General features: G+C 70.1%; 10 protein-coding genes and 1 tRNA gene. 5 read left to right on the plus strand and 6 right to left on the minus strand.

Translation table 11 applies throughout. From position 1 onward, the window contains the following. Nucleotides 1–32: 32 nt before the first annotated feature. The 3 genes from A5673_RS22580 to A5673_RS22590 all read right to left on the minus strand — a co-directional run bounded on the left by A5673_RS22580 (nucleotide 33) and on the right by A5673_RS22590 (nucleotide 4,596). A complete protein-coding gene (locus tag A5673_RS22580; protein ID WP_082958899.1) occupies nucleotides 33–1,232 on the minus strand; it encodes an Ig-like domain-containing protein in 1,200 nt (399 codons plus the stop codon). A gap of 120 nt (nucleotides 1,233–1,352) precedes the next feature. Further along, a complete protein-coding gene (locus A5673_RS22585; protein ID WP_068237768.1) occupies nucleotides 1,353–2,246 on the minus strand; it encodes a DMT family transporter in 894 nt (297 codons plus the stop codon). Then, complete coding sequence (locus A5673_RS22590) at nucleotides 2,239–4,596, minus strand: MMPL family transporter (protein WP_068237770.1); 2,358 nt, start codon at nucleotides 4,594–4,596, stop codon at nucleotides 2,239–2,241. The genes A5673_RS22585 and A5673_RS22590 overlap by 8 nt, the downstream gene beginning before the upstream one ends. A gap of 152 nt (nucleotides 4,597–4,748) precedes the next feature. On the opposite strand from A5673_RS22590, the gene A5673_RS22595 reads away from it, so the two are divergent. The 4 genes from A5673_RS22595 to A5673_RS22610 all read left to right on the plus strand — a co-directional run bounded on the left by A5673_RS22595 (nucleotide 4,749) and on the right by A5673_RS22610 (nucleotide 9,723). Continuing rightward, nucleotides 4,749–5,987 carry a GNAT family N-acetyltransferase gene (locus A5673_RS22595; RefSeq protein WP_068237773.1) on the plus strand — a complete coding sequence of 413 codons (1,239 nt, stop codon included), beginning with the start codon at nucleotides 4,749–4,751 and terminating at the stop codon, nucleotides 5,985–5,987. Between the two features lie 147 nt (nucleotides 5,988–6,134). Next, nucleotides 6,135–6,207, plus strand: a tRNA-Lys gene (locus A5673_RS22600). Between the two features lie 128 nt (nucleotides 6,208–6,335). Beyond that, nucleotides 6,336–7,910, plus strand: a complete 1,575-nt coding sequence (locus A5673_RS22605) for a PE family protein (protein ID WP_068237776.1) — start codon at nucleotides 6,336–6,338, stop codon at nucleotides 7,908–7,910. A gap of 58 nt (nucleotides 7,911–7,968) precedes the next feature. Beyond that, nucleotides 7,969–9,723, plus strand: a complete 1,755-nt coding sequence (locus A5673_RS22610; RefSeq protein ID WP_068237779.1) for a DUF3556 domain-containing protein — start codon at nucleotides 7,969–7,971, stop codon at nucleotides 9,721–9,723. Here A5673_RS22610 and A5673_RS22615 read toward each other — a convergent pair. Further along, nucleotides 9,710–9,937, minus strand: a complete 228-nt coding sequence (locus A5673_RS22615; protein WP_068237848.1) for a DUF3618 domain-containing protein — start codon at nucleotides 9,935–9,937, stop codon at nucleotides 9,710–9,712. The two genes, A5673_RS22610 and A5673_RS22615, sit on opposite strands and share 14 nt — an antisense overlap. Before the next feature lie 94 nt (nucleotides 9,938–10,031). On the opposite strand from A5673_RS22615, the gene bcp reads away from it, so the two are divergent. Next, entirely contained in the window at nucleotides 10,032–10,505 is a 474-nt protein-coding gene (bcp, locus tag A5673_RS22620; protein ID WP_068237782.1) for a thioredoxin-dependent thiol peroxidase, read from the plus strand. Here the strand turns inward: bcp and A5673_RS22625 are convergent. Both A5673_RS22625 and A5673_RS22630 read right to left on the minus strand, forming a co-directional pair. Continuing rightward, the gene (locus tag A5673_RS22625; RefSeq protein ID WP_068237785.1) at nucleotides 10,502–11,836 is read right to left on the minus strand and encodes a dipeptidase; all 1,335 of its coding nucleotides are present in this window, start codon (nucleotides 11,834–11,836) and stop codon (nucleotides 10,502–10,504) included. The genes bcp and A5673_RS22625 overlap by 4 nt on opposite strands. 113 nt (nucleotides 11,837–11,949) lie before the next feature. Then, nucleotides 11,950–12,342: a holo-ACP synthase gene (locus tag A5673_RS22630; protein WP_068237787.1), complete on the minus strand. Its 393-nt coding sequence runs from the start codon at nucleotides 12,340–12,342 to the stop codon at nucleotides 11,950–11,952. Between the last annotated feature and the right edge of the window lie 3 nt (nucleotides 12,343–12,345).

A 12,345-nucleotide genomic window follows, 5' to 3' on the forward strand; every position in this document is an offset into this window, starting at 1 on the left:
CTCAAATGAATGAAACGTAACGGGCGTCGGCGCTAGCTGACGTTGGCGTTGCCGGCCTTCCACACCGGCCACGGGACGTTCCAGTCGCCCAGCCCCTCGGTGCCCGGCAGCGTCCCCCCCACGGTGTGGACCACCTCGACGATGTCGCCGCTCTTGCTGTGGTCGTAATACCACTCCGCGTTGCTGGGGCTCACGTTCAGACACCCATGGCTGGTATTGGTGTGGCCCTGGGCGCCGACCGACCACGGCGCGGAATGCACGTACACACCGCTATACGAAAGCTGCGTGGCCCATTCGACGTCGGTGCGATATCCGTTGGGGGAGTTGACCGGAACGCCGTAGGTCGACGAGTCCATGATGATGTGCTTGAACCGCCCACCCACGATGTAGAAGCCGTTTGCCGTCGGGGTGCTGTCCTTGCCCATCGACGTCGGCATGGTCTTCACGACTTCTCCGTTGACCCGCACCGTCACCATCTTGGTGGTGTCGTCGGCGGTGGAGATGACCTCGTCGCCAATGGTGAAGTGCGCCTTGACGTTGTCCTCGCCGAACATCCCGTCGCCCAGATCGGCGCCGTAGGTGTTGACCGCCACGTCTACGGCGGTGCCCGGCTTCCAGAAATGCTCTGGGCGCCAACGCACCTCGCGGTTGTTCAGCCAGTAGAACGCGCCCTCGACGGGCGGGTTGGTGGTGATGACGATGGCCTTCTGCGCGGCGGCCCGGTCGGCGATGTTCTCGTCGAAGCGGATCGCCACGGGCTCGCCGATGCCGACCACCTCGCCGTCGCCGGGGCTGACGTAGGGCATCGTGAGGTGGGCCGGCGAACTGGTCTGAAAGGTCATCTGGCGGGTGGCGGCGCCGCCCAACCCCAGCGCCTTCACGCTGAGCGTGTAGCGCCGGTTGTAGCCCAGCTGCTCGGTCGTCGACCAGCGCAACCCGTCGGGGCTGAGCTGACCGCCGATCGAGCGCCCGTTCTCGTTGACCATGGTGACCGACCCGAGCACGCCGTCGGCGACGCTCACTGTCACCGGCGCGTCCACCGTGACGCCGACGGCACCGTCGCTCACCGAGGAGGTCAGCTTCGGCACCAGTAGGTCGGCGAACGGGGTGCCCTTGTCGAAGATGACCTTCGCGGGCGCGGCGGTGTGGCTGCTGCTGCAGGCAACGCCGACGACAGCAAACACGACCATGGTGGCAACCAGCCACGGTCGGCGTCTGCGCAAAGGCGTCATCGAGTGACCTTCCAAATTCGATCGGCAAAGTGTGGTCACCGCTGACCAGAAACAGTGGAAGCATTGTAATGGGTTTTTGGCCGCCCACAATGCGACATGGGACGGTCAGCGACCGAACCGTTACGCCGGCTGGCCCACCGCGTCTTGGCGCCGCGCCTCGACCCCGTCATGGGTCGCGACGGCCTCGACGCGCGCCAGTTTGACGATCGCCGCCGTCGCCACCAGCGCCGCCGTCACCAGCGCCAACGAACCGGCGCGCCCGGCGTTGAGAGTCTCGTCGAGGACGACGACACCCAGCACCGCCGCCACGACCGGCTGCGACATCTGCAGGGTCGGCATCGACGCGGTCAGGGGCCCGGCCCGGAACGCGGCCTGGCTCCAGACCACGCCGCCCGCCGCGGCCAGGATGCACCCGTATAACTCGGGGGTTCCGGCCGCCGCCCAACCGCCGTCGCCGAGCCGGGCGACCACCTCCTTGGTCAGCACCGCGAAGACCCCCCACAGCGATCCCGAGACGAACGCGAACAACGCGGCGGCCAGGGCGCCTCCCCGGATCCGGCCGACCACCAGGCACGCCACCAACAGCGGCGCCAGCACGGCGGCCACGGCCACCCAGGTGCCCAGCGATGCGCCGGACCGGCCGGCCTGCGGGTTGCCGACGACGACGATCACGATGACCGCGGCGGTCAGCAGCCCGGCCCAGATCCACTCGCCGCCGGTCACCGTGCGGTGCCACACCCTGGCGCTGATGGGCAGCGCGAACAGCAGCGACAGCATCAGCAACGCCTGCACCAGCAGCACCGAACCCCGCCCCAGCGCGGCCGCCTGCAACGCGATGCTCGCCACCAACAGCAGGGCGCCCCCCCACCACCGCCGGTTGCGCAGCAGCTTGGCGAACAGTTCGATGTCGCCGACGGACCGGTCGGTGATGCAGTGCGCCGCCCGCTGCTGCAGCACGTCACCGATCGCGATGCACAGAGCGGAAGCCAGCGCCAGCGCAGCGGCGCTAACCATGTTCGCTCACCGCCGTCGTGGGCCACCGCTTGATCAGGGGCCGTGGCTGGTGTTCGTCGGCGGCCCAGCGACGCCGTGCCACCGCGGCGGCGGCGGCTTCGCCGGTCGCCAGCCGGTCACGCAGCCAGGTCAGCGGTGTGGGCGCCCACCAGGTCCACCGGCCCAGCACGTGGATGAACGCCGGGACCAAGACCATCCGCACCAGGGTGGCGTCGGCCAGCACCGCGAGCGTCAGGCCGACGCCGAGCATGCGCATGAACGACACGTGCGCGGGGATCAGCGCGGCGAACGAGATCGACATCACCAGCGCGGCGGTGGTCACCACCCGGCCGATGCCGGCCAGGCCCAACGCAGTGCTCTCATCCGTGACGGCGTGGGCCTCGGCCGGGCTCGGGTGCGCCTCCCGGGCCGGCGGGGACGCCAGCCAGTATTCGTGGATCCGGGAGACCAGGAACACCTCGTAATCCATCGCCAGCCCAAAGGCGATGCAGAACAACAACACGGGGATGTTGGCGTTCAGCGTCCCGTTGGGTGTGGTCCCCAGCGCGCCGAGGTGGCCGTCCTGGAAGATCCACACCATCGCGCCGAACGCCGCCGTCAGCGACAACACGTTGCACACCAGCGCCTGCAGCGGCAGCACCGCGCTGCCGGTGAGCAAGAACAGCAGCGTGAAGGTGATCAGGGCGATCAGCGCCAGCACCGTCGGCAGCCGCGTGGTGATCGCGTCGACGCTGTCGCGGTTGAGCTGCGCCAGCCCGGTCATCTCCACGGCCCGCCCCGCCGGAGCCTTGACCGCGTGCAAGCGGTCCAGTTGCGTGTTTGACGCTGGTGAGTACAGGGGCGCGGTGGTGGCCACCGTGAAGAACGCGCTGCCGTTGGCCATGCCCGTGGCGGCGGCGGGCGGCCCCGCCGGGGAGCCCGCCACGAACGTCCCGGTCGGCGCCGTGACCGCGGAGACGTCGGGCACGCGCGACAGGTCCGCGGCGTAGCGCTCCAGGTCGGCGGGGGTCACGCCCCGGGCGTCGGGGACGACGACGGACACCGAGGTTCCCAGCCCGTTGCCGAAATCGTTGTCGAGCATGTCGGCGACCTGGCGCGCCGACGCCGATCGGGGCAGCACCCGCTCGTCCGGAAAACCCCACTTCACCCCAAGGAACGGGACGCCCAGCAACAGCAGCAGCGCGACGACGGCCAGGCCGGCTGGCAGGGCGTGGCGCAGCACGAACTTCGTCGACCGATACCAGAACAGCGAATACACCGGCTTGTGCGCGTGGTCGCGCCACGACGGCGCCCGCGGCGGCACCCGCCGGGCCAGCCAGCGGCGGACGTCCAGCGCGTCCAGCCGGGGCCCGAGCAGCGCGATCGCGGCCGGGGTCACCACCACGGACGCGAACGCGACGATGACCGCCGTGGCCACGATGGTGTAGGCCGACGATTTCAGGAAGTACATCGGGAACAGCGCCATCACCGCCATCGACAACCCGACGGTCGTGGCCGAAAACAGCACGGTCCGGCCGGCCGTGGCCATGGTCCGGAACAGCGCCCGGTCCCGCTCCCCGGCCCGGGCCAGCTCCTCGCGGTAGCGGCTGATGATCAGCAGGTTGTAGTCGATCGCCAGCGCGAGGCCCATCGCGATGCTCAGGTCCAGGGCATACGTCGACACGTCGGTGGAAAAGCTGATCAGCCGCAACACCGACATCGTGCAGACGATGACCAGCCCGCCCACGCCGACCGGCACCGCCGCCGCCACCACCCCGCCCAGCACCCAGACCAGCACCGCGAAGCTCAGCGGAATCGCGATGGCCTCCATCAACACCAGGTCTCTGGCGTTCTGCTGGTTGATCTGCGCATACGCCACGGCCATGCCGCCGGCGCGCACGGTGACGCCGTCGCGGTCGTGCACCAATTCGCGGGTGAGCGTGCTGGCGTACTTCTGGGCGTCGTTCTCGCCACCCTGCAGGCCCGCCACGATCAGCCCCGACGAGCCGTCCTTGCTGACCAGCTGGGCGGCGACCCGCGGCGGCGACGTCCAGGCCGACGAGACGTTGAAGACCCACGGCGATCGTCGCAGCTGGTCGACGAGATCCGTGCCCACCCGGCGCGCCCGATCGCTGCGGGCCCCCGTGGGGTCGCTCACCGCGATCAGCATCTGCTGATCGGTTTGGTTGAACCGGTCCCTGAGCAGGGCCGTCGCCCGCGCGGACTCCGAGGTCGGGTCCTGAAAGCCCCCACCCGACAGGCCGTTGACCACCGGGATGCCGAAAACAGCCGCCCCCAGCAGCATCAACACCGCTACGCCGATAACGCGTCGCGGCGCGGCGATGGCAAGCCGAGTGATTCCTTGCAGCATCGGGTATCGCTATACCCAGACACGACCGGTCTGACCCGCGACAGCGGTTTTGGCGGTCGAACACCCGGGTATCGGACGAGACGGTCCCCGTTAAGTGGATTCGGGTTGCGACAGCGCCGGTTTGGCTGTCCTAGAAGCGGATTGGATAAGCGATGAACGCGACCGACGAGGCCATCACGATCAGGCATCCAACCGAAAATGACTGGCAAGCGGTCTACGAAAATCAGGCCCGCACCTTCGGCGATCCGGTGGACCCGCGCGCCGTGGAAGCCTGGAAACGCCGGGTCGAACTCGAGGACATCCTGGTCGCCGAGGACGTTTCCGACCCGGAGCATCCCAGTTTGGTGGGCACCTCGATCATCTACCGGGCGCGGCTCACCGTGCCCGGTGGCGGCAGCCTGCGAGCCGCGTGGCTGACGATGATCGCGGTCGCGTCGACCCATCAGGGAACCGGGATATGGGCACAGCTGAGCGCCCAGGGGCTGGGGAAACTCATCGAGCGGGGCTACCCGATCGTCTGTGGTGTCCCGACCCAGACCGCCATGTACGACGGTTTCGGCGCCGGGGTGGCGAGCTACGCCCACTGCTATTCGATCGACCGCCGCTTCGCGAAGCTGCGTCACGCGCCGGGCGGCAACAGGGCGCGGGAAGTCAACGCCGAGGAGGCGAGTCGCCTCTTGCCCGGAATCTACGAACGATGGTGCGCGATGACCAACGGGGCGGTGGAGCGCGACGACGCATGGTGGGCCGACTTTTTGGAGGACCGGCCCACGCAGCGGGGCAACGGGTCCGCGCTGAATTTCACCGTCCACCCCGACGGCTTTCTGGCGTATCGAGTCATCGGTGCGGGCAAACACGCGTTTCGGCCGCCGTTCGGCTCGGTGATCGTCGAGGACTTCTTCGCCGTCACCGACGAGGCTCATACCGAGCTGCTGCAGACCCTCTTGGCGTTGGAGATGTTCGACACCATCGAGATCGACGTCCCCGTCGACGATCCGCTGCCGCTCAAGCTGCGCGACCAGCGCACCGCCCAGACCACCGGGATGAGCGATTTCCTGTGGGTGCGGATCAATGACGTCCCCGAGGTGCTCGGTGAGCGGGTGTACGCGGCCGACACCGACGTCGTGCTCGACGTCACAGACCCCCTGAACCTCGCCGGAGGACGGTTCCTGCTTCAGACGCGTGACGGTACCGGCAAATGCACACCGCACGACGGGCCCGCGGACGTCGAAATCGGCCTGGCCGAACTGGCCACGCTCTATATGGGTGCGCACCGCGCGTCCCAGCTGTTGCGGGCCGGCCGCATCACCGAACTGCGCCCGGGCGCGTTACGCGACCTGGATGCCGCCTTCGCGACAGACCGTGCCCCCTACTGCGGAACGCTTTTTTGAGAGCCCTTGCCCTGCAAGGCTTTTAGCTTGATGGGCGTTTTAGTGCGCGTCCGCCCCGGCGCTCGACAGGTATCCTGGCGGACATCGGGATTTCGCTTCGCGGCAGCACGCCTGTTATTGTCGCGTACGCGGTCTCGGCCGTACACGGCGCCGTTAGCTCAGTTGGTAGAGCAGCTGACTCTTAATCAGCGGGTCCGGGGTTCGAAACCCTGACGGCGCACTCATCTTCACATTCGCGGCGCTTTCGGTCGCCGATCGCCATACAATCTCCGAATGTGCCGACGCATGTCGGCAGGCGCCGACTGGTCGGCATGGCTCCATGGGTCATGACGCGTCAAGAGGTGCCAAATGTCTCTTCTGATCACCGCGCCGGAGGCGCTGACAGCGGCCGCCGCGGATCTGGGAAATATCGGTTCGTCCATCGAGGCGGTGAGCGCCGCCGCGGCGGGCCCCACGACGGCGGTGCTGGCCGCGGGCGCCGATGAGGTGTCGGCGGCGATCGCCGCGATATTCGGCGGCCAGGGCCAGGCGTATCAGGCCCTGAGCGCGCGGGCGGCGGCCTTTCATCAGGAATTCGTGCAGGCGTTGACGGCGGGCGCCGGGCAATACGCGGCCGCCGAGGTCGCCGCCGCGTCGCCGCTGCAGAGCCTGCTCGACGTCATCAACGGGCCCGTCCAGGCGGCGACCGGCCGTCCGTTGATCGGCAACGGCGCCAACGGCGCGCCGGGGACCGGGGCGCCCGGCGGCAACGGCGGGTGGCTGATCGGCAACGGCGGCAACGGCGGGTCCGGAGCGTCCGGGGCCACCGGCGTGGCCGGCGGCAACGGCGGGGCCGCCGGGCTGTTCGGCATCGGCGGCGCCGGCGGCACCGGCGGGGCCTCGTCGACCGCCAATGGCGCACCCGGTGGCGCCGGTGGGGCCAGCGGGCTGTTCACCCGCGGCGGTCCGGGTGGGGCGGGCGGCGCCTCCACCTTGGCTGGGACCGGCGTCGGGGGGTTCGGCGGCACAGGCGGAGCCGGCGGGGCCTTCGCCGCCGGCGGAACCGGCGGCGCCGGCGGGCCCGGTCCCATCGGCGGGAACGGCGGGTCCGGCGGAATGGGCGGGATTTCCGGTTTCGGCGGCACCGGCGGAGTCGGCGGGTCCGGAACCATCGGCGGCAACGGCGGAACCGGCGGCGCGGGCGGAGCGTTCGCCGCCGGCGGCACCGGCGGCGCCGGCGGGTTCGGCAGCGCCATCGGCGGCAACGGCGGCGGTGGCGGCGCCGGCGGGCTGTTCGCCCACGGCGGCACCGGCGGCACCGCCGGAGGGGGCACCGCCATCGGCGGCGACGGCGGGCCCGGCGGCGCCGGCGGGCTCCTGTTCGGCGCCGGAGGCGACGGGGGCAGCGGAGGGTTCGGCGGCGGCATCGGCGGAAAGGGCGGGGCAGGCGGAATCGGCGGGCTGTTCGCCGACGGCGGCGCCGGCGGCGGAGGCGGGGCCGGCAACGGCATCGGCGGGGACGGCGGCCCCGGCGGCAACGCCGGCATGGTCGCCGGCTCCGGCGGAAACGGCGGCATCGGCGGCGCGGCCGCCGGCGCCGGCTCCATCGGCGGGAACGGCGGGGCCGGCGGCAACGCCGGCACGCTCGTCGGCGTCGGCGGCATCGGCGGCGCGGGCGGCGTCGGCGACCTCACCGGCGGGAACGGCGGCGCCGGCGGTCACGCAGGGGGCATCGGCAACGGCGGGAACGGCGGCGACGGGGGCGCCGCCGGCACGGCCGCCGGCGACAAGGGCGGCAAGGGCGGCGCGGGCGGCAGCGCCGTGTTGATCGGTGACGGCGGGAACGGCGGCAGCGGTGGGACGGGAACCACACCGGGCACCGCCGGCCCCGGCGGCACGGGCGGGCTGCTGCTCGGGCAGGACGGGATGGCCGGATTGCCGTAGCACGCGCGGCTCCTCGATGTAGTTTCTCGGTGAGACAAGCCGCGTCGAAGGAGCCGCAATGGGGTTCATTCAGCCGAACCTGCCCGTCGTGGACGCCGAGTGGAGCACGCGGCCGCGGGCCGAGCGGATCGTGCCGATGGCGCGCCACATCGCCGAGAACGGGTTCGGCACACCCCTGGTGATGCACCTGATGTACGGCGTCAAGATCGCGCTGTATGTCCTGGGCGCATGGTTGTTCGCGTGGTCGACGAACGGCATCGGCGGCTTCACCGACGTGGGCGCGTGGTGGTCCGAGCCGATCGTGTTCCAGAAGGCCGTCCTTTTCACCATGCTGTTCGAAGTCGTCGGCCTCGGTTGCTGTTTCGGGCCGCTGGCCGGGCGCTACTTCCCGCCGATGGGCTCGATCCTGTACTGGCTGCGACCCGGCACCATCCGATTGCCGCCCTGGCCGGGCAAGGCGCCGCTGACCAAGGGCAACGACCGAACGCCGCTCGACGCGTTGCTCTACGACGCGCTGCTGGTGTTGCTCGTGATCGCGCTGGTCTCGGACGGCACCGGCCCAATTCCCGTGCTGGACACCATGATCGGCGTTTTGCCGCGGTGGCAGACCGTCGCCATCCTGGCGGTCCTGGCCGTGCTCAGCCTGCGCGACAAGGTGATCTTCCTGGCCGCCCGCGGCGAGGTGTACGGGCCGCTGGCGCTGGTCTTCCTGTTCTCCGGAGCGGACATCATCGTCGGCGCCAAGGTGGTCTTCATGGTCATCTGGATCGGCGCCGCAACCTCCAAGCTGACCCGGCACTTCCCGTTCGTCATCTCCACGATGCTGGCGAACAACCCGTTCATCCCCAGCGGAATTCTCAAGCGCTCGCTGTTCAAGCGCTATCCGGATGACTTGCGGCCCAGCACATTAGCGGGCGTCATCGCCCACTTCTCGACCGCGGTGGAGGGGCTGGTGCCGCTGGTGCTGTTCTTCTGCCACGGCGGCTGGCCGACGGCCATCGCCGCGTTCGTGATGATCGTGTTTCACCTCAATATCCTGCTGGCCTTCCCGATGGGCGTGCCGCTGGAGTGGAACGTGTTCATGATCTTCGGGGTGCTGTCGCTCTTCGTGGCCCACGCGCAGCTGGGGCTGTCGAGCGTCGAGAACCCCCTGCCGGTGGCCATCCTGTTCGCGGTGCTCGCCGGCACCGTCGTCGTCGGAAACCTGTACCCCCGCAAGGTTTCCTTCCTGCCGGGCATGCGCTACTACGCCGGCAACTGGGACACCACGCTGTGGTGCGTCAAGCCGTCGGTCGACGACAAGTTCCGCACCGGGTCCCGCGCGCTCGGCCCAATGCAGCACCTGCAGCTCGAGCGCCTCTACGGGTCCAAAGAAGAAACCCTGGTCCCGCTGCACCTCGCGATGGCGTTCCGCGGGATGAACACCCACGGTCGCGCGCTGTTCACCCTCGTGCACCGCGCGCTGGCCGGCTACGACGAGGACGACTACAACATCTGCGAGGGCGAGGTCCTGTGCTCGATGGTGCTGGGCTGGAACTTCGGCGACGGGCACATGCACAACGAGTGCCTCATCGAGGCGCTGCAGCAGCGGTGCGGGTTCGCCCCCGGCGACGTGCGGGTGGTGATCCTCGACGCACAGCCCATCCACCGACAGCGGCAGGAGTACCGGCTCGTCGACGCGGCGACCGGCGAGTTCGAGCGCGGCTACCTCGACGTCGAGGACATGGTCACCACCCAGCCCTGGGCCGACGACCTGCCCGTGCACGTCGGTAGCGGCGCGCCAGACCAGGTCCGGAAGGTCACCGGTCCCTGACCCGGCGCACCACCACGATCACCACGATCGACGAGATCCCGACCAGCGAGGCGATCACCACGGGCTTCTTCACGAATTCGACCGCCCGCACCTTGAGGTCGTCGGCGAGGCGGCGGGGGTTGGCGCGCTCGGCGAGGGAATCGACGGTGGCCGCCAGCTGGTCGCGGGCGACGTCGATGTCCCGCTTGATGGCCTCGGGGTCCCGGTCCGCCACGTGTCTGTCCTCCAAGTCCGCCTGTGCACCTGAGGCACTACCCTAGATCAGCCGGCGATAACCCCAACGCTGCGGTGAACAGAAAGGACCCACGTTGACCGAGACCACGCGGCTCGCCCCGGGCGACAAGGCGCCCTCCTTCAGCCTGCCCGACGCCGACGGCAACAAGGTGTCGCTGGCCGACTACAAGGGGCGCCGCGTCATCGTGTACTTCTACCCGGCCGCCTCCACACCGGGATGCACCAAGCAGGCCTGCGACTTTCGCGACAACCTGCGCGACCTCAACGGCGCCGGCGTCGACGTCGTCGGCATCTCCCCCGACAAGCCGGAAAAGCTGGCCAAGTTCCGCGACGCCGAGAAGCTGACGTTCCCGCTGTTGTCCGATCCCGACCGCAAGGTGCTGACAGCCTGGGGCGCCTACGGCGAGAAGCAGATGTACGGCAAGACCGTGACCGGCGTGATCCGCTCGACGTTCCTGGTCGACGAGAAGGGAAAGATCGCCGTCGCGCAGTACAACGTCAAGGCCACCGGCCACGTCGCCAAACTCCGGCGCGACCTGTCCCTCTAGCCCAGGCCGGCCAGCAGCAGCGCCTCGGCGATCGCCGCGCGTTCCAGCACGCCCAGGTGCAGGCTCTCGTTGATGCTGTGCGCCTGCGTGGCGGGGTCTTCGACGCCGGTGACGAGGATCTTCGCCTGCGGGAAGGCGGCGGCGAACTCGGCGATGAACGGGATCGAGCCGCCCATACCCATGTCGATCGGCTCGACGCCCCACGCCTGCCGGAACGCCGCCCGTGCCGCGTCGTACACCTGCCCGGTGGGCTCGATGGCGTACGGCTGGCCGATTTCGCCGGGCGTGACGGTGACCCGCGCGCCCCAGGGCGCGTGCCGCTGCAGGTGGGCGGTCAGCGCTTCCAGGTGGGCCGCCGCGTCGCCGCCGGGCGCGACCCGCATGCTGATCTTGGCCCGCGCCCGCGGGATCAGCGTGTTCGACGCTTTCTCGATGGGCGTGGTGTCGATGCCGATCACCGTGATCGCCGGTTTGGCCCACAGCCGTTGCGGCACCGTCCCCGAGCCGATCTCGGACACACCGTCGAGCAGCCCGGAGTCGGCCCGCACCCGCTCGGCGGGGTAGTCGGGGTAATTCAGTGCGGCGGAATCGGTTTCGTGCAGGCCGTCGACCGCCACGTTGCCGTCGTCGTCGTGCAGGCTGGCCAGCAACCGCACCAGCACGGTCAGCGCGTCGGGAATGACGCCGCCCCACAGGCCCGAGTGCAGCCCGTGGTCGAGCGTGGCGACCTCGACGACGCAGTCGGCCAGGCCGCGCAGCGAAACCGTCAACGCGGGGGCGTCGGTGCTCCAGTTGTCGGAGTCGGCGATGACGATCACGTCGGCGGCCAGCGCGTCGCGGTGGGCGGCGAGCAACCGGCCCAGCGACGGCGAGCCGGATTCCTCCTCGCCCTCCACGAAGACCGTGACGCCCACCGGCGGTTTGCCGCCGTGCGCCCGAAAGGCCGCCAAATGCGTTGCGATGCCGGCCTTGTCGTCGGCGCTGCCGCGGCCGTACAGCCGGCCGTCGCGTTCGGTGGGCTCGAAGGGCGGCGACGCCCACTGGCTGCGGTCGCCCTCGGGCTGCACGTCGTGATGCGCGTAGAGCAGCACCGTCGGCGCGCCGGGCGGCGCCGGATGGTGTGCGATGACGGCCGGCGCCCCGCCCTCGCTGACGATGCGCACATCGCGAAAACCCGCCTGCGACAACAGGTCCGCCACCGCCCGCGCGCTGCGGTGCACCTCGTCGCGCCGGGCGGGGTCGGCCCACACCGATTCGATGCGCACCAGGTCCTCGAGGTCGCGGCGCACCGACGGCAACACCTCGCGCACGCGTTCTGCCAGCGGGCTCATGCGCGTCCCGCTATTCCGCGAGCGTGCGCAGAATGCCACTCAGCACCGGCGTGTCGTGTACAAACACGCACGCTCGCGGTCAAGGGGCCTCCAGGCTCAAGGGGTCTCCAGGCTCAAGGGGTCTCCAGGATGGCCACCGCGGCCGCCGTGTCCCCCTCGTGCGTCAGCGACACGTGGATCGTCACGTCCGCCAGGTGCTTGGCGATGTCGCCCGTCAGCCGCACGCGCGGCCGGCCCCACATGTCGGTGACCACCTCGATGTCGCGGTGGATGTCCTCCGGCAGCACGGGCCGCTGGGCGAACCGGGAGCCCGACCACGCCTTGATCACCGCCTCCTTGGCCGCCCATCGGGCGGCCAGGTGACGCGCGGCCGACGAGCTCTTGTCGGAGGCGTCGCGGCGCTCACCCGGCGTGAACGTCTCGGCGAAGACGGTTCCCGGCTGGTCGACCTGTTCGGCGAAATCGGGAATGGAGACGAGATCGATCCCCACTCCGACAATGCCCATGGC

Source organism: Mycobacterium sp. E3198 (assembly GCF_001667015.1).
Lineage (GTDB): Bacteria > Actinomycetota > Actinomycetes > Mycobacteriales > Mycobacteriaceae > Mycobacterium.